The organism is Ornithinimicrobium sp., assembly GCF_051004135.1.
Lineage (GTDB): Bacteria > Actinomycetota > Actinomycetes > Actinomycetales > Dermatophilaceae > Ornithinicoccus.
Genome location: NZ_JBPCKQ010000247.1, coordinates 80860 through 104538 on the forward strand (window position 1 = coordinate 80860; position 23679 = coordinate 104538).

The 23679-nt window shown below is 70.8% G+C and carries 22 protein-coding genes and 1 pseudogene; 15 read left to right on the forward strand and 8 right to left on the reverse strand.

What is annotated here, in order from left to right; genetic code table 11:
* Window positions 1–13: 13 nt before the first annotated feature.
* Together ACR2FV_RS17915 and ACR2FV_RS17920 are read right to left on the reverse strand one after the other, a co-directional pair.
* Entirely contained in the window at window positions 14–1255 is a 1242-nt protein-coding gene (locus tag ACR2FV_RS17915) for a cation:proton antiporter domain-containing protein (protein WP_434017067.1), read from the reverse strand.
* Between the two features lie 186 nt (window positions 1256–1441).
* Window positions 1442–2341: a class I SAM-dependent methyltransferase gene (locus ACR2FV_RS17920; protein WP_434017068.1), complete on the reverse strand. Its 900-nt coding sequence runs from the start codon at window positions 2339–2341 to the stop codon at window positions 1442–1444.
* Window positions 2342–2351: 10 nt separating this feature from the next.
* Here ACR2FV_RS17920 and ACR2FV_RS17925 point away from each other — a divergent pair, with 10 nt between their 5' ends.
* From ACR2FV_RS17925 to ACR2FV_RS17960, 8 genes are all read left to right on the forward strand, one after another.
* Entirely contained in the window at window positions 2352–3023 is a 672-nt protein-coding gene (locus ACR2FV_RS17925) for a winged helix-turn-helix transcriptional regulator (protein ID WP_434017069.1), read from the forward strand.
* Window positions 3024–3122: 99 nt separating this feature from the next.
* Window positions 3123–4781: a LuxR C-terminal-related transcriptional regulator gene (locus ACR2FV_RS17930; RefSeq protein WP_434017070.1), complete on the forward strand. Its 1659-nt coding sequence runs from the start codon at window positions 3123–3125 to the stop codon at window positions 4779–4781.
* A gap of 134 nt (window positions 4782–4915) precedes the next feature.
* Entirely contained in the window at window positions 4916–5734 is an 819-nt protein-coding gene (locus ACR2FV_RS17935) for a methyltransferase domain-containing protein (protein WP_434017071.1), read from the forward strand.
* The gene (locus tag ACR2FV_RS17940) at window positions 5734–6594 is read left to right on the forward strand and encodes an alpha/beta fold hydrolase (RefSeq protein ID WP_434017072.1); all 861 of its coding nucleotides are present in this window, start codon (window positions 5734–5736) and stop codon (window positions 6592–6594) included. The genes ACR2FV_RS17935 and ACR2FV_RS17940 overlap by 1 nt, the downstream gene beginning before the upstream one ends.
* 157 nt (window positions 6595–6751) lie before the next feature.
* Window positions 6752–8944: an ATP-dependent DNA helicase gene (locus ACR2FV_RS17945; RefSeq protein ID WP_434017073.1), complete on the forward strand. Its 2193-nt coding sequence runs from the start codon at window positions 6752–6754 to the stop codon at window positions 8942–8944.
* Complete coding sequence (gene holA / locus ACR2FV_RS17950; protein WP_434017074.1) at window positions 8941–9921, forward strand: DNA polymerase III subunit delta; 981 nt, start codon at window positions 8941–8943, stop codon at window positions 9919–9921. Before ACR2FV_RS17945 ends, holA begins: the two co-directional genes overlap by 4 nt.
* A 391-nt stretch (window positions 9922–10312) precedes the next feature.
* A complete protein-coding gene (locus tag ACR2FV_RS17955) occupies window positions 10313–10675 on the forward strand; it encodes a GNAT family N-acetyltransferase (RefSeq protein WP_434017075.1) in 363 nt (120 codons plus the stop codon).
* A gap of 9 nt (window positions 10676–10684) precedes the next feature.
* On the forward strand, window positions 10685–11038 hold the full coding sequence (locus ACR2FV_RS17960) for a VOC family protein (protein WP_434017076.1): 354 nt from the start codon (window positions 10685–10687) through the stop codon (window positions 11036–11038).
* Window positions 11039–11086: 48 nt separating this feature from the next.
* On the opposite strand, the gene ACR2FV_RS17965 is transcribed toward ACR2FV_RS17960, so the two are convergent.
* The 4 genes from ACR2FV_RS17965 to ACR2FV_RS17980 all read right to left on the reverse strand — a co-directional run bounded on the left by ACR2FV_RS17965 (window position 11087) and on the right by ACR2FV_RS17980 (window position 13890).
* Window positions 11087–11347: a Txe/YoeB family addiction module toxin gene (locus ACR2FV_RS17965; protein WP_434017077.1), complete on the reverse strand. Its 261-nt coding sequence runs from the start codon at window positions 11345–11347 to the stop codon at window positions 11087–11089.
* Entirely contained in the window at window positions 11347–11604 is a 258-nt protein-coding gene (locus tag ACR2FV_RS17970) for a type II toxin-antitoxin system Phd/YefM family antitoxin (protein ID WP_434017078.1), read from the reverse strand. The genes ACR2FV_RS17965 and ACR2FV_RS17970 overlap by 1 nt, the downstream gene beginning before the upstream one ends.
* A gap of 688 nt (window positions 11605–12292) precedes the next feature.
* Window positions 12293–13030: a hypothetical protein gene (locus ACR2FV_RS17975; protein WP_434017079.1), complete on the reverse strand. Its 738-nt coding sequence runs from the start codon at window positions 13028–13030 to the stop codon at window positions 12293–12295.
* Between the two features lie 254 nt (window positions 13031–13284).
* Window positions 13285–13890 (reverse strand): DUF998 domain-containing protein, encoded by a 606-nt coding sequence (locus tag ACR2FV_RS17980; protein WP_434017080.1) that lies wholly within the window; start codon window positions 13888–13890, stop codon window positions 13285–13287.
* Between the two features lie 209 nt (window positions 13891–14099).
* On the opposite strand from ACR2FV_RS17980, the gene rpsT reads away from it, so the two are divergent.
* The gene (gene rpsT, locus ACR2FV_RS17985) at window positions 14100–14363 is read left to right on the forward strand and encodes a 30S ribosomal protein S20 (RefSeq protein WP_434017081.1); all 264 of its coding nucleotides are present in this window, start codon (window positions 14100–14102) and stop codon (window positions 14361–14363) included.
* Window positions 14364–14460: 97 nt separating this feature from the next.
* On the opposite strand, the gene ACR2FV_RS17990 is transcribed toward rpsT, so the two are convergent.
* Both ACR2FV_RS17990 and ACR2FV_RS17995 read right to left on the reverse strand, forming a co-directional pair.
* Window positions 14461–14805 (reverse strand): type II toxin-antitoxin system VapC family toxin, encoded by a 345-nt coding sequence (locus ACR2FV_RS17990; protein WP_434017082.1) that lies wholly within the window; start codon window positions 14803–14805, stop codon window positions 14461–14463.
* Window positions 14798–15019, reverse strand: a complete 222-nt coding sequence (locus ACR2FV_RS17995) for a CopG family transcriptional regulator (protein WP_434017083.1) — start codon at window positions 15017–15019, stop codon at window positions 14798–14800. The genes ACR2FV_RS17990 and ACR2FV_RS17995 overlap by 8 nt, the downstream gene beginning before the upstream one ends.
* Before the next feature lie 204 nt (window positions 15020–15223).
* Between ACR2FV_RS17995 and leuS the strand changes: the two genes are divergently transcribed.
* From leuS to ACR2FV_RS18025, 6 genes and pseudogenes are all read left to right on the forward strand, one after another.
* The gene (leuS, locus tag ACR2FV_RS18000; RefSeq protein WP_434017084.1) at window positions 15224–18166 is read left to right on the forward strand and encodes a leucine--tRNA ligase; all 2943 of its coding nucleotides are present in this window, start codon (window positions 15224–15226) and stop codon (window positions 18164–18166) included.
* Between the two features lie 30 nt (window positions 18167–18196).
* Window positions 18197–19066 (forward strand): DegV family protein, encoded by an 870-nt coding sequence (locus ACR2FV_RS18005; protein ID WP_434017085.1) that lies wholly within the window; start codon window positions 18197–18199, stop codon window positions 19064–19066.
* A 110-nt stretch (window positions 19067–19176) separates the two neighbouring features.
* A complete protein-coding gene (locus ACR2FV_RS18010) occupies window positions 19177–20145 on the forward strand; it encodes a helix-hairpin-helix domain-containing protein (protein ID WP_434017086.1) in 969 nt (322 codons plus the stop codon).
* Window positions 20142–22547, forward strand: coding sequence for a ComEC/Rec2 family competence protein (locus ACR2FV_RS18015; protein WP_434017087.1), 2406 nt, complete (start codon window positions 20142–20144; stop codon window positions 22545–22547). The genes ACR2FV_RS18010 and ACR2FV_RS18015 overlap by 4 nt, the downstream gene beginning before the upstream one ends.
* A 224-nt stretch (window positions 22548–22771) precedes the next feature.
* Window positions 22772–23050, forward strand: a pseudogene (locus ACR2FV_RS18020) (hypothetical protein); the annotation flags it as partial.
* A gap of 109 nt (window positions 23051–23159) precedes the next feature.
* Window positions 23160–23666 (forward strand): tyrosine-type recombinase/integrase, encoded by a 507-nt coding sequence (locus ACR2FV_RS18025; protein ID WP_434017089.1) that lies wholly within the window; start codon window positions 23160–23162, stop codon window positions 23664–23666.
* The last annotated feature ends 13 nt before the right edge of the window (window positions 23667–23679 follow it).

Sequence of the window (23679 nt, forward strand, 5' to 3'; positions counted from 1 at the left end):
GCGCCCTTCGGGATCACCGTTCTTGGGAAGTGCGCTCCCTCGGCGACTGGTCGTGAGGGGCGTAGAACTGCCGGCCGGGGTTGGCGGTCAGGCCGTAGAGCACCACGCTGACCGTGACCGCCAGGGTGACGGCCGCGAACAGCGCAGGATCCTGCACGCCCTCGTCCCGGGCATGCTCCATGTAGAACAGGGCGCTGACCCCCATCGGTCCGAACCAGCCCATGAACGCGGCCTGAGGTCTGCGGACCCCGAGCGGACGGGCGAACGCGACGACGAGACCGGGTCGGCGCAACAGGACCACGCCCAGCACGAACAGGATCACTCCCCAGCCCAGGTCCGACCACTGCGCCCAGGGCAGCACGATCCCGAGCACCGCGAACAGCGGGATCACGGCATACCGGTTGATGCCCTCGTCGACGGCGACCTGGTGCCGGCGAGGACTGTCGGGGACCACCCGGTTGTAGGCCAGGCCGGCCACGAACACCGCGAGCACCCCGGCCACCTCGGCCAGTCGGGCGACGCCCAGGACGGCGAGGGCGAGCAGCAACGTGTACACCAGCTCGGGGCCCTCGCCCAGGTCGTGATGGTTCACCGCCGCTCTCAGGCAGAGCCCGGCCAGCCAGCCCATCGCGACACCGATGACCGCACCCGCCGCCACCTCCCAGGCCACGAGGCCGATCGCCTGCGCGAAGCCCTCGGCAGGCAGCACCGCCGCCACGGCAACGCCGACCAGGACGATCCCCAGCCCGTCGTTGGCGCCGCTCTCCATCGTCAGCATCGAGCGCACTCGCTCGCTCAAGGTCCTCTCGGCGGCCTCACCGGTGACCACCGACGCGGCCAGCACCGGGTCCGTCGGTGCCAGGCAGGCACCGATGAGCACGGCCAGGGCAACCGGCACGCCGAGAGCGAGCGCGGACAGGCCGGTCAGCAGCGCGGCGACCGGCATGACCACCACGAGCAGCAGCAGCACCGGCCGCAGCAGCCCCCGGAGGCTGTCGAAGCCGAACCGCAGTGCGGCTGCCATCACCGAGAAGGCCAGCAGCACCCGGCTGCCCTCCAGGAAGATGGCATCGCGCACGTCGTCGGGGACCTCGATCAGTCCGAGCACCGCCGGTCCGAGCAGAACCCCCAGGACGAGTGCCACCAGCGACTCGGTCAGCGGCACCCGGCGCTGCATGGGTGCGCTGAACAACGCCAGCACGATCCCGGTGAGGCCGACCCCGGCCAAGGCAAGAGGCAGCCAGTTCGTCAGCACGCGACCATGCTAAGAAAATTGTCGGCACCGTGCCGGTCAGCGCGCCGTCACCGATCTCATGGCGCGTCGAAGAGCCAGGCGCCCTCCTGGTTGGCCACCACTTGAGTATCGCTGTCGGTGTCGCCGTCGCCGATTTGGTCGGGCAGGGCCATGGCACCGCCTCCCACGCCGGGGGTTAGTTTGGCGTCAATGGTCGATCTGGGTTGTGGCGACCAGTGCTGGGGCAGGGAACGTCACGGAGCCGTCGGCCGATACGAACGAAGCCAGCTCGCGTTCTGCCCGGGCCACCAAGGCAGCTTCGCCAGCGTCGTCGACCAGGTCGGTGAGCGTCCAGCCTCGTACGTCGGTGTGTACCCAGTCGGCGATGGACGCGAATCGAGCCGTGCCGGCGATCTCATCCACGCGGATGTCATGACCGAATGGGGTCAGGAGCTGCCGGACGTCCTCAACATCTCCGAGCACGAAGGGGACCCGTAGGGCGTTGGCCGCTGCTTCGCCGAGCTCGTCGTCGATCAAGGCCACCATCGCGTCGTATCCGGGGGTGCGGTCGAGACCGGCCCAGGTGGCGATGGTCACGGTGCCGCCAGGGACGGTCACGCGGGCCATCTCGTGGAGTGCGGCTTCGCGGTCGGTGAAGAACATGACAGCGAACTGGCTGAGGATGTGGTCGAAGGAGCGGTCATCGATGGGGAGAGACTCGGCGCCGGCTAACCGCCAGTCGATTGACTCCTCCGATCGGCGGGCGACGGCGAGCATGCCCTCGTTCGGATCGACGCCGACCACCTCGCCATTCGCTCCGACGCGTCGGTAAGCTGCTTTGGCGACGATTCCGGTGCCACAGCCGATGTCGAGCACCCGGGCGCCGGCTCTGACCCGCGCATGGTCGAGGACCTGGTCGGGGAACTGCCCGAACAGGGCCGGCACGAAGAAGGTGTCGTAGATCTCCGCTGCTGCCGTGCTCACCTGCCCGCGTTCGGAGTCGGTCATGGTCGTGTTCGTGTTGTCAGCCATGGGTCGAAGTGTCCGCCTGTCCGCGCACCGTGTGAAGTTCTGATTTCGAACCCGGAACGCGACGTCATGGTGCAAGAATGGTGAGATGGGCGCCTATCGCCAGTACTGCCCGATCGCACGCGCATCGGAGATCCTGGCCGAGCGCTGGACCCCTCTGTTGGTACGGAATCTGATGCTCGGTGCCCATACGTTCAACGACATGGCCCGCGGAGTTCCGGCCATGTCGCGCTCGATGCTCTCCAAGCGCCTGGCCGAGCTCGAGCACGTCGGGGTGATCCGGTCCAAGCCGAAGGAGCTGGGCCGCGGATCGACGTACGAGCTCACCGAAGCCGGCGCCGATCTGGCCGCTGTCATCCATGCACTGGGTGCTTGGGGTGAGCGATGGGTCGAGGTCACGACCACGCACGCTGATCCGGGCTTCGCGCTGTGGGCATGGTGCCAGGCCCAGCTCGACCGATCCAAGCTCCCCGAGGGCCGTATCGTCGTCGCCTTCACCTTCCCCGACGAAGCGGCTGGAAACCGGCACTACTGGCTCCTTATCGAGAACGGCGACGCCGAGGTCTGCTACGCCGATCCCGGTGGTGCCCCGGACCTGTATGTCGAGGCCGAGTCGTTGGCATTTGTCGATTGGCACCGAGGTGCGCTCTCGTGGTCATCGGCCGGACGTGATGGTCGGATCACTGTCTCGGGTCCGCCGCATCTGGCTCGAGCACTTGCGACGTGGAACCTCCATGCTCCCATCGCGTCCCGCACCTGAACTCGCATGCGCCAGCGCCAAACCACGGGACTGCCCTCTACCGTCGGGCAGGCGTCGGGCGGCGCAGCGACCCTCTGGACCAGTGCGGAGTGAGCGATGGTGACCACCGAGCTTTTGGAACGGGCACGAGCAGCGTTCGCCGCGCGCTCCTGGCAGGACGCCTACGACGACCTCAGGCGAGCCCGTCTGACCGCGTCGCTGGAGCCCACCGATCTCCAGCGACTTGCCACTGCGGCCTACCTGACCGGCCACGATGCCGAGAGCACCGACGCTTGGTCGCAGGCCCACCATGCGTGGCACGAGCGGGGCGACGCGGAGCGGGCGGTGCGCTGCGCGTTCTGGCTCGGCTTCGCCTTGGTGCAGCGGGGGGAGATGGCCCAGGGCGGTGGCTGGCTGGCCCGAGCCGCGCGGATGGTCCAGCAGCACGAGCTGGACACGGTGGAGCGCGGATACCTGCTGGTACCCGAGGGCCTGATGGCGATCGGCGCTGGCGAGCCCGCCACTGCCCTCGAGCGGTTCGCCCAGGCCGACTCGCTGGCTCGACGCTTCGGCGACCGGGACCTGGCCGCGCTCGGCACGCTGGGGCAGGGCGAGGCCCTGCTGCGCATGGGACGGATGGCGGAGGGCCTGCGCCTGTTCGACGAGGCCATGGTGGCGGTGACCGCCGGGGAGACCTCGCCGATGATCTCAGGACTTGTCTACTGCGCGGTCATCGATGGCTGTCAACACGTGTTCGACCTGCGTCGGGCTCGCGAGTGGACGGCGGCGCTCGACCGGTGGTGCGATCAGCAACCCGGGCTCGTGCCGTACCGGGGGCAGTGCCTGGTGCACCGGGCCCAGGTTCTGCAGCTCCGGGGCAAGTGGGCCGAGGCGATCGCCGAGGTCGAGCGGGCCCGGGAAAGGCTGAGCGACCCGCCCCACCCGGCCGTGGGGATGGCGCACTACCAGCTCGGTGAGCTCCAGCGGCTGCGGGGTGAGCTGCCGCGGGCCGAGGCCGCCTACCGCCAGGCCCACGCCGCCGGCCGGGAGCCGCAACCTGGCATGGCCCTGCTCCGCCTGGCCGAGGGACGCGCCGAGACCGCGGCCGCCGCCATCGAGTCAGCGCTCGATGCCGCGGGCGACCGCATGTCCCGTGCCCAGCTGCTGCCGGCCTACGCCGAGATCATGTTGGCCGTCGGTCGGCTGGACCGAGCCCGGGCCGCGGCCGACGAGCTCGTCGAGCTGGTCGAGGCCGGAGGCGCCACGATGCTCGGCGCCTTCGCCAGCCAGACCCGCGGAGCGCTGCTGCTGGCAGGCGGCGACGCCAGGGCGGCGCTGGGCCCGCTAAGGGCTGCGCTCGACGCGTGGCAGGAGCTGGACGCGCCTTACGAGGCCGCGCAGGTGCGAGTGCTGTTGGCCGGCGCCTGCCGGCAGCTCGGCGACCGAGACCGGGCCGAGCTGGAGTGCGATGCGGCCCGTGACACATTCGAGCAGCTCGGCGCGGCGCCGGCGCTGGCGCAGCTCGACCGGCTGCTGGCCGACGATTCCCTGGACGTGACCGAGCCCTCCGGGTCATCGGGTCGGGGCCGGTTGGTCACCGGCCGGGAGCGGCAGGTGCTCCGCCTGGTGGCCGCGGGGCGGACCAACCGGGCGATTGCCAGCGAGTTGACGATCAGCGAGAAGACTGTCGAGCGCCACCTGGGCAACATCTTCACCAAGCTGGGGGTGTCCAACCGGACGGCTGCCACCGCCCACGCCTACGAGCACGGTCTGCTGTAGCGCGGTCTCGGCCCCCAGTGCGGGCGTGGGGGTTCTCCCCCAGGCGGACCCCCACGAAGTTGGCGGATTCCCCCGAAGTCGGCCGGGTCGGCCCATGCGTACGTTGGCTTCCATCACCCATCGAGGAGGAACCGATGAGCACCCGGACCACCACGTCGCTGTACGAGAAGTACGCGGCCAGCAGCGCCGAGAACTACGAGCGCTACTTCGTACCCGTCATCGGCGAACCGATCGCCCGGCGCCTCGTCGCCGCCGCTCGGCTCGCCTCGGGTGAGCGGGTGATCGACATCGCCTGCGGCACCGGAATCGCGGCCCGCCTCGCGGCCTCGGCCGTCGGACCTGAAGGCACCGTCGCCGGCCTCGACGCCAACCTCGGCATGCTCGAGGTGGCCCGCACCGTGTGTCCTGACGGCATCGAGTGGCACGCGGCGCCGGCCGAGGCCATGCCGCTGCCCGACGCCGCCTTCGACCTGGCGCTGTGCTCCATGGGGCTGCAGTTCTTCACCGACAAGGACCAGGCGCTGCGGGAGACGCGCCGGGTTCTCGCCCCGGGCGGTCGGGTCGTATGGTGCACGCCCGGGCCCACGCCTCCGCTGTTCGAGGCCATCGACGAGGCCCTCACGAACCACATGGGGCCGGGCGCGTCCATGTTCGTCCACACCGTGTTCTCGCTGCACGACGCCGACGAGGCGCGGACCTTGATGAAGGCGGCCGGCTTCGACCGCGTCAACACCGAGACCACGTCGGTGCCGCTGCGCGTGGCGTCGCCGGCCGACTTCTTCTGGCAGTACGTCCAGAGCACCCCGCTGGCTGCGGCGGCGGCCGAGCTCGACGAGCGGGCGCGGACAGCGCTGGAGGCCGAGGTCGTCCAGCGCTGCGCGCCATTCGTGGACGGCGACGGCTCGGTGTTGGAACCCGGCCTGCTGACCGTCACCGGTCACCGGGAGGAGTGATGACCCCGACCACGCTGCAGCAGTACCGGAACCGCCTGTTGCGGGGCGTGCCGGTGACCGAGCGTCGGCTCGACGTGTCCGGCATCTCCACCGCCGTCCTCGACGGCGGCGACGGCCCGCCCGTACTGCTCCTCCACGGTCCGGGCGAGTCGGCCGTGAACTGGCGCTGGACCATCCCCGATCTAGTCATGACCCATCGAGTGATCGCGCCCGATCTTCCCGCGCATGGCTCCTCGGCGGCCAGCGACCCGCCCTTGGACGCAGACCGCGCCGTGCACTGGCTGGGCGCGCTCATCGAGGCGACCTGCGACGAGCCACCGACGGTCGTGGGCCATGTGCTCGGCGGGGCGATCGCCGCCAGGTTCGCCACCCGCCGCCCGGGCGGTCTGCGGCGGCTCGTGCTGGTCGACTCGCTGGGACTCGGCCGCTTCCGGCCTCGCGCCCGCTTCGCCCTCGGCCTGTTGCACTTCCAGGCCCGCCCCCGCGAGCGGAGCTACGAGCGCTTCATGAGCCAGTGCGCCTACGACCTCGACGAGCTGCGGCACGACCTGGCCGAGGACTGGCCCTCGTTCGTGGCCTACAACCTGGGGATGGCCACATCGGACTCGGCCAGCGAAGCAGGGCGCCTGTTCCGCACGGCCGGTCTACCCCGCATCCCGGACGAAGAACTGGACCGCATCGACGTGCCCACCACGCTCATCTGGGGCCGCGACGACCGAGCCAACCGCGTGCGCGTCGCCGAACGGGCCAGCATCCGCCACGGCTGGCCGCTCCACATCATCGAACGGGCGGCCGACGACCCCGCTCGCGACCGGCCCGAGGAGTTCCGGACGGCCTTGCGGTCCGCGCTTAGCGAGTAGGCGGCCAGGTTCAGCGCCGGTAGCGACTTGGTCGGACGAGCGGGGGGAGCGGGTCATGACGGCATACCAGCAGATATGCCGTGCCCGCCGCAGAAGTTGTCCACAGAGGCACCTGCAAGCGTGCTTGACGGTCGGCGCCACCGCATACCCTGGGGCTGTGCCGGACCCCTCGACCGCTGACCTCGACGCGCTGCTGCACGCGGCGGTCGAGTCGGTCGGCGGCACCGAGCGACCGGGCCAGGTGCAGATGGCGCACGCCGTGCGAGACGCGGTGGAGCACGAGGAGCACCTGCTGGTGCAGGCCGGCACCGGCACCGGCAAGTCGCTGGCCTACCTCGTGCCGGCGATCGCGCACGCCATGGCCACCGGCAAGCCGGTCATCGTGGCCACCGCCACCCTGGCCCTGCAGGCCCAGATCATGGACCGTGACCTGCCCCGGATCGCGGACGCCCTGGCGCCGTTGATGGGACGACGTCCGACGTTCGCGCTGGTCAAGGGCCGGGCCAACTACCTGTGCCAGCACAAGCTGGCCGGCGGCTTCCCCGACGACGACGAGGACAGTCTCCTCTCGATGGGAGCTGTCGATGCCGACCGCTCCCGGTTGGGCACACAGATCGTGCGGCTGCGTGAGTGGGCCGAGGTCACCGAGTCCGGTGACCGCGACGAGCTGGTGCCCGGGGTGAGTGGGCAGGCGTGGCGGCAGGTGTCGGTCAGCGCCCGGGAGTGCCTGGGGCAGCGCTGCCCGATGGTCACCGAGTGCTTCGTGGAGCAGACCCGGGCGGCCGCCCACGAGGTCGACGTCGTGGTCACCAACCATGCGTTCATGGCGATCGACTCCTTCGAGGGCCGGCAGATGCTGCCCGAGCACGACCTGCTGGTCATCGACGAGGCACACGAGCTCACCGACCGCGTCACCTCCACCATCACCGACGAGCTGACCGGGGGCACCGTGACCGCGGCGGCCAAGAAGGCCAAGCGGTTCGCCGACACCGACCAGCTCACCGAGGCCTCCGAGCAGGTGCAGGACGTGCTCGACCAGCTGCCCGAGGGCCGGCTGACCGGCGGCGTGCCCGAGCAGCTGGCGATCACCCTGGCCGCGGTCCGTGACGCCAGCCGCGGGCTGACCAGCGAGCTCAAGGGTGAGGCCAAGGACGCCGGCGACGGCGCCAAGCAGCTCGCCAAGGCCGCCCTGGAGGAGATCTTCGACACCGTCGAACGGGTCCTCGAGGAGCGCGAGCTCGACGTCGCCTGGGTCTCGCGCGACCCGCGGCGCGGCGCCGTGCTGCGGGTCGCGCCGATGAGCGTGGCGCTGTTGCTGCGCGACAAGGTCTTCGGCCACCGCACCGTGGTGATGACCTCGGCCACCCTGGAGCTGGGCGGCAGCTTCGACGCCGTCGCCGGCACCCTCGGCCTGCGCGGGCCGGACGCCCCGCGGTGGCAGGGCCTCGACGTGGGCAGCCCGTTCGACTACCCGCAGCAGGCCATGGCGTATGTCGCCGCGCACCTGCCGCCGCCCGGGCGCGACGGGGCAGGGTCGGTCGTCTTCGACGAGATCGAGGCCCTCGTCCGCGCGGCGGGGGGACGCACGTTGGGGCTGTTCAGCTCGCGGCGGGCCGCCGAGGTGGCGGCTGCGGAGCTGCGCACCCGGCTCGCCGACGCCGAGATCGAGGTGCTGTGCCAAGGCGACGACCAGACCCCCACCCTGGTGCGCCAGTTCGCCTCCGATGCGACGACGTGTCTGTTCGGCACGCTGTCGCTGTGGCAAGGGGTCGACGTGCCCGGCTCGGCGTGCCAGCTGGTGATCATCGACCGGGTGCCCTTCCCGAGGCCGGACGACCCGCTGTCCTCGGCGCGCACCGAGGCGATCTCGCGGATGGGCGGCAACGGCTTCATGGCCGTCTCCGCCACCCACGCGGCGCTGCGGCTGGCGCAGGGCGCCGGCCGGCTGATCCGGCGCAGCGACGACCGGGGCGTGGTCGCCTTCCTGGACTCGCGGATGATGACCGCGCGCTACGCCGGCTTCTTGCAGCGCTCGCTGCCACCGTTCTGGCCGACGAAGGACCGTGACCTGGTGCTCGGTGCACTACGACGTCTTGACCAGACGGCGGGCCCGCCGGAGCCGGTGCAGCAGCCGGGGGAGCGGCCCAGCGCCGGTCCGCCGCCGGTGGCCCGGTCAGCGCGCACGGCCGTCACGGGAGGGCACGCCTGGACCGATGAGCAGGATGCTGAGCTGCGCGAGGGGGTCGAGGCCGGGGTGGGCATCGAGGAGGTCGCCGAGCACCTGGAGCTGGCGCCCGACCTGGTGACCGCCCGGCTCAACCAGCTGGAGCTCACGGTGAGCACGTCATGAGCACCCAGCCCCCGACATACGTGCTGGTCAGCGGTCCCGAGGAGGTGATGGCCGAGCGAGGAGTGGCCAGCGTCGTCACCCTGGTCCGGGAGCAGGAGGCGGACGCCGAGGTGGTCCGGCTGTATGCCGGGTCCTACACCCCGGGTGACCTGGGGGTGCACGCCAGCCCGTCGCTGTTCGGTGGGTGGACCGTCATCGTGGTGCACGACCTGGACGAGGCCGACGACGCGCTGCTGGATGACGTGATGGCACTGCTGGCCGCGCCCGCGGACGGGGTCACCCTGATCGTGCGGCACAAGTCCGGCAACCGGGGCAAGCGGGTGCTCGATGCGTTGCGCAAGGCGGGGGCCCGGGTGATCGAGGCCAAGGCGATCAAGTCCGAGGGCGACAAGCTGGGCTTCGTGATGGGGGAGTTCCAGACCGGGCGGCGCCGGATCGAGCGGGACGCGGCCCTGGCCCTGGTGCACGCCGTCGGCAAGGACGTGCGCGAGCTGGCCGGAGCGTGTGAGCAGCTGATCCGCGACACCACCGGCAGCGTGGGCGTCGAGAAGGTCGAGACCTACTACGGGGAACGGGTGGAGACCACCGGCTTCAAGGTGGCCGAGGCAGCACTGGCCGGCAACGAGCCGGAGGCGATGCGGCTGCTGCGGCACGCGATGACCGGAGGGCTGGACCCGGTGCCGATCGTGGCGGTGCTGGCGATGCAGCTGCGGCAGGTCGGCCGGGTCGGCGCCGCCGGACGGGCCAGCTCGGGCACGGTGGCCAAGGACCTGGGCATCGCGCCCTGGCAGGTGGACCAGGCGCGGCGGGTGGCGCAGGGGTGGGACGGGCACCGGCTGGGACGCGCTATTCAGGCGGTCGCGGCCGCCGATGTCGAGGTCAAGGGCGGTCTGCGCACCGGCACGACCGTGGCGAGGTCGCCGGAGTATGCCGTGGAGCGGGCTGTGATGACCATCTGCCGGGAGCGGCGCAGCTGAGGTGGGACCATGCAGGCGTGGGCATGGTCGGTGATCTGCTGGAACGGGCGGCGCGGGCCACGCCGGCTGCCGTGGAGGCCCGCGGGTCCGGCTGGTGGTTGCGGCACACCGACAACGACACCTGGTGGTCGGGAGCGGTCCTTGCCCACGGCGCCGCCGATGCGCTGGACGAGCGCATCCAGACCGCGGAGAGCTTCTACGCCGAGCACGACGCCGACGCACGCTTCCAGATCTGTCCGGACTGTCCCGACGGGCTCGACCCGTCGTTGGCCGAGCGCGGCTACCTGAGGCAGTCGGCGATCTCGCTGCTGACGTCGGTCGCCGGTCCACAGGCACTTCCGCAGCCCAGATCGGGAATGACGGTGCACGTGAGCGCGACGCCCGTCAGGGAATGGCTCGAGGTTCTGCTCGCGACCAGCGAGTCCGGCACCGATGTCGAGCGCGAGACGCGTCTCCTGGACCGGTCGATCGGCCGCAGGCGTATGTCGTCGTGCGTGCCGATGGGGAGCCGGTCGGGATCGGCCGCGCCGTCGCTGAGGACGGCTGGACCGGCGTCTTCACCATGGCCACCATCCGGACCGCGCGCAGACGCGGGGTGGGGGGCCTGGCCCTGTCGGCGATCGCGCAGTGGGGCGAAGCGAACGACGCACCACACCTGTACCTGCAGGTCGAGCAGTCCAACGTCGCGGCACGGCGTCTCTACCCGGCTGCCGGCTTCACCGAGCCTGCCGAATACCACTACCGTTGCCGATAGGAGGACCCCATGCGCGCCATCCGCATCACGGCCAATCTTCGAGTGGCCGACGTCGAGTCAGCCAAGGACTTCTACACCGACTACCTCGGGTTGAGCACTGAGGAGTTCAACCTGGGCTGGGTGGTCCGCTATACCTCCCCCGACTCGGGAGCGAACGTCCAGCTCCTCACCCGCGACGCGTCCGCACCCGAAGACTCGGTCATCTCCGTCCACACGGATGACGTCGACGGCGCCTATGCCGACGCTCAGCGGTTCGGCTACGAGATCGTGCATCCCCTCACCACGGAGCCCTGGGGGGTGCGCCGGTTCCTCGTCCAGGCACCGGACGGCACTGTCATCAACATCGTTCACCATCGAGAGTGAGCAGCGACGCGTGACACGGTTGCGGATCCGCACCGGCCACCCGTCGTTCTACCTGCCGTAGTGGTAACGGCAGGCGGCGATGCGAACTTCGGTGCCGGTGACCTTGTAGACCAGCCGGTGCTCGTCGGTAATGCGGCGAGACCAGTAGCCCGCGAAGTCGTGCTTCAGTGGCTCCGGCTTCCCTATCCCCTCGTTGCCTTTTCGCATCACGTCGTGGATCAGCAGGTTGACCCGCTTGAGGATCTTGCGGTCCTGGGTCTGCCACCACAGGTAGTCCTCCCAGGCGTTGACATCCCAGACCAGGCGCATCAGTCGGCGTCGATCAGGTCGTACTGGTCCCCGCCTCCGGCCTCCAGTCGCTCCATGGCATCCAACAGGCGCCGCGCGTTGGCCGGCGAGCGCATCAGGTAGGCCGTCTCCCGCAACGACTCGAAATCCTCCAACGACACGATCACCACCGGATCGTGGCCCGACCTGGTGATGACGATCGCCTCTCGATCGTCAATGACGGAGTCGAGCACTTCCGCGTAGCGTGCGCGCGACTCGGTGTACGTCATGGTCCTCACGTGAATCTCTCCTCTCCGGGGCGTACGGAAAACTGTACAGCAGGGCCAGGGTCGGGAGTCCAGCTACCGCATGCACGACGCGGCACAAGGACGAGATCGGCCTGGCGGAGCTTCGGCAGGACGCCAGCGACGTGGGGTGTGCGTGACCGAGTCGAGGAAGCGATCGACGACAGCTCTGCAGACTTGGAGCACCTCGTGACGGTGCGATCCCTCACCACGCTGGAAGCGGAGCCCAACGACACGTAGGGCGATGGGCCCCTACGCCCGGATCAGCGGCAGGCTGGGGTCGATGCTGACGATGTCGACGTCGTGAGCCTTGAGCAGTCGAGCCAGGCGCACCTGCTTTGGTCCGCGCCACGCCTGGGCGACCACTACCGCGGGGATGCAGATCGCTGCGTTGCGACGTCGCGCTTCGTCCAGTCGTGAGCATGATGACGGCCTTGGTCGGGTGATCCAGAGCGAGGAGGGCTCCGGTGTCGAGGGTGAGCCCCACCGTTGCCGAGGCGATCACCCAGCGCCCCCGGGATGCCGTTGATCCGGATCGGTCAGACCGACGCCGTCGAGCTCGGCCACGGCCTGCTGTCGCGCGTCGTCGGGGGCAGGTGACGCGGCCTGCCACGCCGCCAGGATCTCGTCCAGGACCGTAGGCGCTGTCTTGTCCGTCGCTCTTGCCCTGCGCCGACGGGACCTACGCGGCTTCCTCGGTCGCCACTGACCGGCCAGGCCCCTCGTCCGGCGGCAGGGTCATCACCTCCGTGCCGATGAGCCCGCGCAGCTCAAGCAGGGTATGCCGTCGAGCCAGGGTCGCCGGCGTGTGTCGCTCGCACAACGGGCGCAGGGGTGCGCTACCCAGGGGCATGGCGCTGCGGGAGACCAGGTCCTGCTGGGCGAAGAGCTGCTCGCTGCGAAACCGTGGATGCGTGATCGGGCAGGCGGCGGCACTCATGCCTTCGCGTGCGCACGGCTGGCACCGATCTGCGACCTCGATGCGGACGATCCGCTGACGTTGCGCGCGGTAGCCGTGCTCGTACTCCAGCACGTCGCCGTCCAGATCGGCGGTCAGCAGCACGTAGCTGCGGGTCGGTTGGATCGAGCCGAGCCGGTCGATCAGCTCGAGGGCCTGGGTGCGGTCGCGGAAGGCATAGAACCCGCAGAAACAGCTCAGGCCGGGCGGAGCGCAGTCGCCTCGTAGGCACCTCGCGTGGTCGTCGACGTCGTAGCGAGCACCCATCACCCCGGCGAGCCAGGCTCGCCCGTCCCCGACGATCAGCTGCGCGACCTTGTAACCGCGGAACGGTTGGTCACACGCGTGTATGTCGTGGCCCTCCCACCGTGCTTGGCGGGTCCGGCGGCGTCGGGCTCGCGTCAGGCACTCCACCGCAAGGGGCAGCGGGACCAGCACCAGCATGGCGATGAGCAGCTCCATGGGTCGCGGGCCCGCTAGCCCGTGGGGCGGCCCACCGGCGCAGGGTCAGGCGAGACCGGCTGCTCGGTCTCCGCGAGGTCGGGCGTCCTGACACGGACGTCGACGGGCGGCCTGTCGCCGGGCGGGGCGTGGTCGCCGCACTCCTGGGGTCGACGTGCGATGTGCCGGGCAATCGGTCGTCCGAGGTCCATGGTGACTCCTTCCACGTCCCGCAAATTCTACGCGCCCGAAGGGGGATGGAGAAGGGTCGGTCGTCACGGTCTCCGTTCGCCGCGCAGCATCGTGACCGCGGCGAGCAACAGCCAGATCTTGGCCGGCCAGATCGTCACCCGCTCGACCGCACCCTCCCAGGTCGCCGAGCCCAGCAGTGCAGCGAAGGCCACAGCCCCGCTGACCGCGACGACACCCAAGACCAGGCCGGTGCGGCGCGTCGCGCCCGCCGGCATCAGCCGGGCGTGCAGCAGGATCGCCAGTGGCTGGGCCACGAAGACCGGCAGGGCCACGAGCGTGTGTGCGGTGGGGTGGTCATCGACCGGCAGCAGGCCCACCAAGATCGAGAACAGCCCGGCCACCGCCCACAGCGTCCCCACCAACTGATGGGATCGAGGCGAGCGCCGCAGCAGTAGCACCGCCCCGAGGGCCTGCAGCACGCCGAAGACGATGAAGACGACGTTCATGGCCGCCGGAGCGCTGGAGCAGCCGCTCACCACGTCCGAGCCGCACGAGGTGCCCAGCGCGCTGATCGTGTTGTCGCGGAAGGAGTAGGTCACCCCGGTGACCAGCCCGATGAGCACCTCACCGATCAGGTATGCCGGCTGCGCGAGCCAGGCGGCCCGCAGCACCGGATCTCCTGCGCGCATCCAGGCAGCATACGGACGCCGACGTGCGTCTTGGTGATGCAGGGCAGCTCGCGGTATCGTGGGCGGTCGCGTGCGCGCTCAGGTCGTGCGCGCATGCACGACCAAACGGGCAGCACCGACTCCGATCCCCGCGCGCGCCACATCGGCGCCCGGCCCGAGCCGGGTGGCCCTCACGACATACCCCGACCGATCGAGCAGGAAGACACTTCGTGGCCAACATCAAGTCCCAGATCAAGCGCGTCAAGACCAACGCCGTACGCACCGAGCGCAACCGCGCGCACAAGTCCGAGCTGCGCACCTGGCTGCGCAAGTTCCGCGAGGCGCACGCCAGCGGCGACGCCAAGGCGACGCAGATCGCACTCCGTGACGCGAGCCGCAAGCTCGACAAGGCCGCCTCCAAGGGCGTCATCCACAAGAACCAGGCCGCCAACAAGAAGGCGGCCATGGCCAAGAAGACCGCCAGCCTCGGCTGAGCCGGCTGCCGCCATCGGCGGCCTCACGCTGCGAGGGCGCTCACCCGAGACCGGGAGGGCGCCTTCGGCATCTCCAGGGGTGTCGCGCGCAACGGGGTCAGAGACTCTTGATCCTCAGCTGCCGGACCTTGTCGAAGTCCGAGCGATTGCGCGTGACCAGGCTGAGGCCGAGTTCCAGCGCGGTGGCCGCGATGAGCGCGTCAGGCAGACGAGTCCCGGACTCTCTGCGGATTCGGCCGGCACGCTCGGCGATTGCCCGATTCACCGTGATCTCCCGGAACGGTGACAGCAGCATGTGCGTGCGCTCGGTGGCCGAGTTGCCCGCCAGCAACTCGGCGCGCGTGATCACCGAGTAGTGCAGCCGGTGCCGACCGGGCGACAGCTCGTGCGCCCCACGCAGGTGGTCGATGAAGACGTCCGTGTCGATCAGCAGGTCAGCCACGCAGCCACTCGTCCCTGGTGGGGGTAACGAGGTCCGGTGCCGTGCCGAAGGTCTGACTCAATGCCGCAGCAGGATCGGGGTGCTCCTCAGCGAGGTAGGCATCAAGTGCTCGGCGAATCACCTCGGCCATGGTCAGCCCTTCGGACGCGGCCAGCTCGTCGATCCGGGAGCGTTGCTGCGCCGTGAGGTAGATCTGGGTGCGCGTGGCAGACATACATCACAATATACAGCGCCCAGGCGCTGCGCTACGATGCAGAGACCATGACGACCCCGGCCTGCGTGCACCTTCTCCTTATGCGGCCGCGCTGACGACGCACCACCCAGCGCGGCTGACCCCTCGAGCGCCGAGGGGCTTTTTTGTGCACCGGACCGGACGACATACTCAGCAGCAGACCTCAGGCAAGGACAGACCAGGCAGATGAGCGAGGACACACCCCCGCACCGCTACACCGCGGCGCTGGCCGGGCAGATCGAGGCCCGCTGGCAGGACCGGTGGGACGTCGAGGGCACGTTCTCCTCGGCCAACCCGGCCGGGCCATGGGCCCAGCCGGACGACCCACGACTGGCTCCCGAGCGTGGCCACCTGATGATCATGGACATGTTCCCCTACCCCTCGGGGACGGGCATGCACGTCGGCCACCCGCTGGGCTACGTCGCCACCGACGTCTACGCCCGGTTCCAGCGCACGACCGGCAAGAACGTGCTGCACACCATGGGCTTCGACGCCTTCGGGCTGCCGGCCGAGCAGTATGCCGTGCAGACCGGGCAGCACCCGCGCGCCACCACCGAGGCCAACATCGAGACCTACCTGCGGCAGTGGCGTCAGCTGGGTCTGGGGCATGAGCAGCGCCGCCGGTTCGCCACGATCGACCCCGACTACTACCGCTGGACCCAGTGGATCTTCTCGACGATCTATCACTCCTGGTATGACGTGGACGCGCCGCGCGAGGGGGGCGGCACCGGGCGGGCCCGACCGATCGCCGAGCTGGTCGAGCAGTTCGAGTCCGGGGAGCGGGTGACCCCTGGGGGCCAGCCGTGGGCGGAGCTGAGCCGGGTCGAGCAGGCGGCGGTGCTGGAGGAGCACCGGCTGGCCTACGTGTCATCGGCCCCGGTCAACTGGTCGCCCGGCCTGGGCACCGTGGTCTCCAACGAGGAGGTCACCAACGAGGGGCTGACCGAGCGCGGCGACTTCCCGGTCTTCCGGCGCAACCTGAGCCAGTGGATGATGCGGATCACCGCGTATGCCGACCGGCTGGTCGACGACCTGGACCGGCTCGACTGGCCGGAGCGGGTCAAGGCGATGCAGCGCAACTGGATCGGCCGGTCCACCGGCGCCCGGGTGCGCTTCGCCACTCCCGTGGTGCAGGGGAGTGTGGCGCAGGGTGCGGTGGACATCGGGGTGTTCACGACCCGCCCGGACACGCTGTTCGGAGCCACCTTCATGGTGCTGGCACCCGAGCACCCGCTGCTGGAGCAGATCGTGCCGGCGGCTTGGCCCGACGGCACTGACCCGCTCTGGAGACAGGGCGCGGACGACCCGCGGGCGGCGGTGACGGCATACCAGCGGGCGGCCTCGACCAAGAGCGACCTGGAGCGCCAGGCCGACACCAGGACCAAGTCGGGGGTGTTCACCGGTGCCTTCGCGACCAACCCGGTCAACGGACAGCAGATCCCGGTCTTTGTTGCCGACTACGTGCTGATGGGCTACGGCACCGGCGCGATCATGGCCGTGCCGGGGCAGGACCAGCGCGACTGGGACTTCGCGACTGCATACGGGCTGCCCATCCTGCGCACGGTGCAACCCAGCGACGACCACCCGGGGGACCAGGCGTATGTCGGGGAGGGTCCGGCGATCAACTCGGCCAACGACGACGTCAGCTTGGACGGGCTGGAGATCGTCGAGGCCAAGGAGGCGATCGTCGCCTGGCTGGGCGAGCAGGGCCGCGGTGAGGCCACGATCACCTACCGGTTGCGCGACTGGCTGTTCAGCCGGCAGCGCTACTGGGGCGAGCCGTTCCCGGTGGTCTGGGACGCCGACGGTGTCGCGCACACCGTGCCCGACGAGATGCTGCCGGTGCAGCTGCCCGAGGTGCCCGACTACAGCCCGCGCACCTTCGACCCGGACGACGCGGACTCCAACCCGGAGGCGCCGCTGGCCCGGGCCACCGACTGGGTCGAGGTCGAGCTGGACATCGGTGACGGGCTGCAGACCTACCGCCGGGACACCAACACGATGCCCAACTGGGCGGGCTCGTGCTGGTACTACCTGCGCTACCTGGACCCGGACAACAAGCAGGCTCCGGTCGACCCGGAGGTCGAGCGCTACTGGATCGGGCCGCGCGACGAGCCGGTCGCCGGGGCGCCCGAGGGCGCGAAGGACCCCGGTGGCGTCGACCTCTACATCGGTGGCGTGGAGCACGCCGTGCTGCACCTGCTGTACTCCCGGTTCTGGCACAAGGTGCTGCACGACCTGGGCTACGTCAGCAGCGAGGAGCCGTTCCGGCGGCTGATCAACCAGGGCATGATCGAGGCCTACGTCTACCGCGACTCCCGCGGTCAGCCGGTGCCGGCCGACGAGGTGGCCGAGCACACCGACCCAGCCGGCGGCGCGTCGACATACACCTGGCAGGGCCGGCCGGTCACCCAGGAGCACGGCAAGATGGGCAAGTCGCTGAAGAACGTCGTGACGCCGGACGACATGTGCGAGCAGTACGGCGCCGACACGTTCCGGGTCTACGAGATGTCGATGGGCCCGCTGGAGCAGTACCGGCCGTGGGAGACCCGGGCGGTCGTGGGGTCGCAGCGGTTCCTGCAACGGCTGTGGCGCAACGTCGTGGACGAGGACACCGGCGAGGTCCGCGTCGTGGACGAGCCGATGGACGCCGAGACCGAGCGGGCGTTGCACCGCACGATCGCCGGGGTGCGCGCCGACTATGAGGGCATCCGCTTCAACACGGCCATTGCCAAGATGATCGAGCTCAACAATGCGCTGACCAAGCTGGCTGCGGTGCCGCGGAAGGCGATCGAGCCTCTGGTGCAGATGGTCGCCCCGGTGGCCCCGCACCTCGGCGAGGAGCTGTGGGCCCGGCTGGGGCACGCCGAGTCGTTGGCGTTCGCGACCTTCCCGCTGGCCGACCCGGCGCTGCTGGTGCAGGACACGGTGACCTGCGTGGTGCAGGTCAAGGGCAAGGTGCGCGACCGGATCGAGGTGCCGGCCGACATCGCCGAGACCGACCTGCGCGAGCGGGCCTTGGCGACGAGCCGGATCCGCGACATCCTGGGGGGCAGCGAGCCCCGCACGGTGATCGTGCGTGCGCCCAAGCTGGTCAACATCGTCCCTGCCGCAGGGAGCGCCCCGTGAGGACCGCCGTTCGATGAGCACCGCCGTTCGATGAGCACTGTCGTCGTCACCGACTCGACCGCGTCCCTGCCGGCCGCGCTCGCCGCCGAACGCGGGGTCGAGGTCGTCCCGCTGCATGTCGTCGTGGGTCGGCGGACGTATGCCGAGGGGGTCGACATCGGCTCCGCCGAGGTCGCCGACCTGCTGCGCAAAGGCAAGGAGCAGGTGAGCACCTCTCGGCCCTCGCCCGGAGAGCTGGTCCAGCGCTACCGGGCGCTGGCGCAGCGGGAGGGTGTCGACCACATCGTCTCGGTGCACCTGTCCTCGCGGATCAGTGGCACGGTCGAGGCGGCGGAGCTGGCTGCTGCTGCGGTGCGATCTGAGATCGGGGTGAGTGTGGTCGACAGTCGGACCTTGGGCATGGCGATGGGGTATGCCGCGTGCGCCGGTGCCGAGGCAGCCGCGGCGGGTGCTGCGCCGCAGGAGGTCGTCCGGCGCGTCCTGCAGCGGGCCGGCGACAGCATGGCCTGGTTCTACCTGGACTCCCTGGAGTATCTGCGCCGTGGTGGCCGGGTCGGGGCCGCGGCGGCGGTCGTCGGCGGTGCGCTAGCCATCAAGCCGTTGCTGCAGGTCAGCAATGGTCAGGTGGAGCCGTGGGAGCGGGTCCGCACGCGGGGAAAGGCGCTGGCCCGGCTGGAGACACAGGCGGTGCAGACGGCGCAGGGGCACTGCGACGGTGGGCGCGAGGTCGCGGTGGCCGTGCACCACCTGGCCTGGGCCGAGCGTGCCGACGAGCTCACCGGCCGGCTGCGCGAGCAGCTGCCGGACTGCCGGGTGGACCTGGTAGAGCTCGGCGCGGTCACCGCGGTGCACACCGGTCCCGGGACGCTGGCCGTGGTCGTCTCCCCGTCTGCTGGCTGAGATTTAGTCGCGGCCGAACCCTTGTCCACATCCCCGCCCCTCGAGTCGTGCGTCCACAACGGCGGAGTCGTGGCTGTCGGAGTTGCGGGTCTCGTGCCTAGCGTGCGGTCATGCCCACCCCTGACGAGCGCCTCGATCGGCTGATCGAGGCGCTCGGGACCGAGGCCGCTCGAGGCATGCAGGCGGGCGGCGGGACCGAAGAGACGGGCAGGGCCGGTGAGCCGCCAGGGCCACCGCCGCGACCGGGTCGTGTGCGCGAGGGCACGGCAGCAGACGCGGTACCCCTCGGACGACACCGGCCGGGGCGCATCCCCCTGCTGTCCCTGCCGTCGTCGCTGCACGGTGCCCGGCTGGGCGTGAGCACTCCCGTCCTACGCGGTGTGGTGGTGCTCGTCGCGGTCCTGGCCGTGGTCCTGGGGGTACGCGTGGCCTGGGCCGAGCGCAGCGCCACGCCACGGCCGGTGTCGGCTCCCGGGAACTCCGCCGATCTTGGCGCTGCCACGACGACGGCGCCGCCTGTCCTCGGCAGTCCGCAGAGCTCTGCCTCGGTACCGTCGAGCGAGTCCGTCGCGAACTCGGCTGTCTCCGCCACGTCCGCTCCGCAGATCGTGCTGCACGTCATCGGGGCCGTGCGCGACCCCGGCATCGTCTCGCTGGCGCCCGGCTCCCGGGTCCACGATGCGGTCGAGGGCGCCGGCGGGCTCAGCGAACGGGCCGACCTGAGCCGCCTCAACCTGGCCCGGCCCGCTGTCGACGGGGAGCGGCTGTGGGTCCCCGTGCCGGGGGAGGAGCCGCCACCGGAGCTGCCGGCGCCACCGCTACCGGTCCCGACCTCGGCGGCTCCGGGTGCCGGGTCGAGCGACGGTGCCGCCGGCGACGACACCGTGGTCGACCTCAACACCGCCGACCAGACCGAGCTGGAGACGTTGCCCGGGGTGGGTCCGGTCACCGCGGAGCGGATACTGGCGTGGCGCGAGGAGCACAGCGCCTTCAGCACCGTCGAGGAGCTGTTGGAGGTGAGTGGCATCGGGGAGCGCACGCTGGAGCAGCTCCGCCCGCACGTCGGGTTGGGGCCGTGACGGCGAGCACGGCGAGCGTCCATGCGGTGGCCGCGCCGCGGCTGGACCTGCGGTTGCTGGTCCCGGCCCTCGTCGCGTGGGCCGTGGCCGCGACCGCGCTGCCATGTCCGCCGGGTGCGCAGCTGGGTGTCGCGGCCGGTTTGGGGGCGGTGGCGCTGTCGGTCCGCAGATTCCTGCGCGGCCCGCGCGGACCGACTCGCGGTGATCACCCCGGCGCCACCTGGACGACGGCGCCCGCAGCGCAGGTCGGACTGTCGGCGGCCGCGTGCGGACTGGTCTTGGTGGCAGCGGCCGGTCACGCCGCGGTGGCCCGTGCGGGCGAGGTGCCGACCCTGGCTGCTGAGCGCGCCGTCGTCCAGGTGCGCGGGACGGTGCTCACCGAGCCCCGGACCATCAGCCGCGCCGACGAGCGGGCCGACCTCGTGGTGCTGACCCTGCGCGTGGACCACGTCGAGGGTCGGGGCGAGCGAAGCAGCCCACGGACCCCCGTGCTCGTCTTCGCCACCAGCCCAGATGAGTGGTCGCAGGTTTCGTGGCGCTCCCGGATCGAGGTCGCCGGGCGGCTCGGCCCGCCGGAGGAGACCGGGGCCGCGACCGTGGCCGTGCTCACTCCGCACTCCGCGCCGCGGCTGGTCCAGCGACCGACAGTGCTGCTGGGGTGGGCCGAGCACGCCCGCTCACGGCTGCGTTCCGCGGTCGACCCGTTGCCCGCGGACGCCCGTGGCCTGATCCCCGGGCTGGTCATCGGCGACACCTCGCTGACGCCGACCGAGCTCACCGAGGCCATGCTCGACACGGGGATGAGTCACCTGTCTGCGGTGAGCGGCAGCAACGTCGCGATCGTGCTCGGAGCCGTGGTCGTGCTGTGCCGATGCTGCGGCGTGCGCCGCGCCTGGCGACCGGTGATCGCCGTCGGCGCGCTGGTCGGCTTCGTGATCCTCTGCCGGCCCGAGCCCAGTGTGCTCCGGGCCGCAGTCATGGGGGTCGTCGGGCTGATCGCGCTGTCGAGTGCGCGGCGCAGCAGCAGCCTGCCGGCGCTGGGCGTCGCAGTGCTGGTGCTGCTGTGCATCTGGCCCGAGCTGGCCCGGTCCTACGGGTTCGCCCTGTCGACCCTGGCCACCCTCGGTCTGGTGATCTTCGCCCGGCCGTGGGGTGACGCCATCGCCGGCCGGTTGCCGAAGCGACTCTCGCTGATGGGCGACGCGATCGCGATCCCCCTGGCCGCGCAGGTGGTCTGCGCGCCCGTGATCGTGCTGCTGCAGGGCAGTGTCAGCACCATCGCCGTGCTGGCCAACCTGCTGGCCGCCCCGTTCGTGGCGCCGACGACCATCGCGGGCATCGGCGCGGCCCTGCTCGGCGTGCTGTGGCTGCCCATCGCTGCACCGCTGGCCTGGGCCGGGGCGCTGCCCGCCTGGCTGATCGGCCGCATCGCACGGGTCTGTGCCGAGGTGCCGATGGGACAGCTCGACTGGGTAGACGGTGCTCCCGGAGCGTGGCTGCTGACCGGGCTCACCGTGGTCGTGCTGCTCACCGGGCCGTGGTTGCGGCAGTGTGCCGGTCAACACCCGTATGCGGTCCTGGCCCTGCTCGCGCTGCTGGCCGCAGCGGCGTGGCCGGTGCCGACCCCGGGCGGCTGGCCACCCACGGGATGGGTCGTCGCCGGCTGCGACGTCGGCCAGGGCGACGCCTTCGTCGTGCCGACCGGGCCGACCTCGGCCGTGCTGGTCGACACGGGGCCGGAGCCCGGACTGGTGGTGCGGTGCCTCGACGAGCTGGGCGTCGAGACCCTGGACGCCGTGGTGCTCAGCCACTTCCACAGTGATCACGTGCAGGGGCTGTCGGGTGTGCTGGACGCCATGCCCGTGGGCGCGGCCTACGTCACCCCGGTGCGCGACCCCCCGGGGGAGGCCGAGCGCACCCTGGACCTGCTCGCCGACGCCGGCGTTCCGACATACCCCGCGCTCGCGGGTGACCAGATGCAGTGGGGCTCGGCCTCGGCGCGGGTGCTCTGGCCGCTGCCCACGACGAGTGCACGCACCGGCGCCAACGAGGGGAGCGTCGTGCTCGACCTGACCAGCGGGCGCACCCGGATCCTGTTCACCGGCGACATCGAGACCATGGCCGCCGCGCAGCTGCGTCGGGCCGTGGCCGGCGAGCGGTTCGACGTGCTCAAGGTCGCCCACCACGGGTCGGCCGTGCAGGATCGCGAGCTGGTGGACGGGCTGGGCGCGCAGGTCGCCATGATCGGGGTGGGCGCCGACAACACCTTCGGGCACCCCACGCCCAGCGCGCTCGCCTTGCTGCGCCAGACGGGGGCGGTGGTGCTGCGCACCGACACCGACGGAGACATCGCGGTCCTCGAGACCGAGGACGGTCGGGCGGTCGCCACCCAACGCGACTGATCAGCCCCTGGCCCCGACCGACTCGAGACGTGCACGGAATCTCTCACCGAGCCAGCCAGGTTGCTCGCGGCCCCGGCACCGGAGAGGACCCCGTAGGGGGCGACCGGGCGCCTCCGAGTCAGGCTCATCGTGTCCTCCTTTCGTCCGGACATGCCGAGTGTCGTACGACAAGGAGCGGGCAAGGACGTCGTGGGCACAACAGGTCGAGGGAGCCAGCATGGTCCATGAGCACACCCCAGCCCCAAGCAGTCCTCGTTCCGATTCCGTTCGACGGTGCCGACAGCGCGTTCCGTCGCGCCGTCGCCGCGCACCTGGCCCGGTACACCGGGCAGACGCGTACCCACACTGACTCCGACCTGCGCGCCTTCCTCACCTGGTGCACCGAGCGCGGCCTTGATCCCCTACACGCCCAACGCGTCCATGTCGAGCTGTACGTGCGGTGGATGCAGGAAGTCCGCCGGTACAAGCCGGCCACGATCTCCCGCAGACTCAGCGTGGTCATTGGGTTCTACCGCACCTGCGTCATCGACGGCGTCCTGACCGCCTCCCCCGGCCGACCACGTCCGCCGACCCCACGTCCCACCCGAATCACCCACCCTAGGGCTGTCCCACCTGCAGTTCGAAGCCATGCTGCACGCCGCGCGCACCAGCGCCAACATCAACGACTTTGCCCTCGTCACCATGCTCGGACTCCTCGGGCTGCGCATCTTCGAGGCCTGCGGCGCCGACATCGAAGACCTCCGGGAGGAACACGGCCACCGTGTCCTGAAGGTGCGTGGCAAGGGGTCTAAGGTCGTGCTCACCCCGCTACCCCCGGCCGTGCAACGCGCGATAGAACGCGCCGTCGACCGCCGCGAGGCAGGCCCGATCCTGCGGAACCGACGCGGCGGCCGGATGGACCGCCACGCCGCCACCCGACGCCTGCATCACCTGGCCGATGAGGCTGGGATCAGCCTGCCCAGGATGCACCCCCACATGCTGCGGCACACCTTCGTCACCACGATGCAAGTGAGCGGAATTGCAGCTGATGCATCATTCGGCAGTTCTGGTGATTCCGCTCGTGGTGGTGCGGTCGGGTGGTTGTGGGTGTCTTCGGCGCGGTGCTGCGGCGATGGGTGACACGCCCTCTGAC

Bases quoted from the DNA above. Each gene is read 5' to 3' on its own strand.
- ACR2FV_RS17960 (WP_434017076.1), top strand. From the start codon at position 10,685: ATGCGCGCCATCCGCATCACGGCCAATCTTCGAGTGGCCGACGTCGAG.
- ACR2FV_RS17935 (WP_434017071.1), top strand. From the start codon at position 4,916: ATGAGCACCCGGACCACCACGTCGCTGTACGAGAAGTACGCGGCCAGC.
- holA (WP_434017074.1), top strand. From the start codon at position 8,941: ATGAGCACCCAGCCCCCGACATACGTGCTGGTCAGCGGTCCCGAGGAG.
- ACR2FV_RS18005 (WP_434017085.1), top strand. From the start codon at position 18,197: ATGAGCACTGTCGTCGTCACCGACTCGACCGCGTCCCTGCCGGCCGCG.
- ACR2FV_RS18010 (WP_434017086.1), top strand. From the start codon at position 19,177: ATGCCCACCCCTGACGAGCGCCTCGATCGGCTGATCGAGGCGCTCGGG.
- leuS (WP_434017084.1), top strand. From the start codon at position 15,224: ATGAGCGAGGACACACCCCCGCACCGCTACACCGCGGCGCTGGCCGGG.
- ACR2FV_RS17940 (WP_434017072.1), top strand. From the start codon at position 5,734: ATGACCCCGACCACGCTGCAGCAGTACCGGAACCGCCTGTTGCGGGGC.
- ACR2FV_RS17925 (WP_434017069.1), top strand. From the start codon at position 2,352: ATGGGCGCCTATCGCCAGTACTGCCCGATCGCACGCGCATCGGAGATC.
- ACR2FV_RS17955 (WP_434017075.1), top strand. From the start codon at position 10,313: ATGGCTCGAGGTTCTGCTCGCGACCAGCGAGTCCGGCACCGATGTCGA.
- ACR2FV_RS17965 (WP_434017077.1), bottom strand. From the start codon at position 11,347: ATGCGCCTGGTCTGGGATGTCAACGCCTGGGAGGACTACCTGTGGTGG.
- ACR2FV_RS17995 (WP_434017083.1), bottom strand. From the start codon at position 15,019: ATGTCTGCCACGCGCACCCAGATCTACCTCACGGCGCAGCAACGCTCC.
- ACR2FV_RS17975 (WP_434017079.1), bottom strand. From the start codon at position 13,030: ATGGAGCTGCTCATCGCCATGCTGGTGCTGGTCCCGCTGCCCCTTGCG.
- ACR2FV_RS17980 (WP_434017080.1), bottom strand. From the start codon at position 13,890: ATGCGCGCAGGAGATCCGGTGCTGCGGGCCGCCTGGCTCGCGCAGCCG.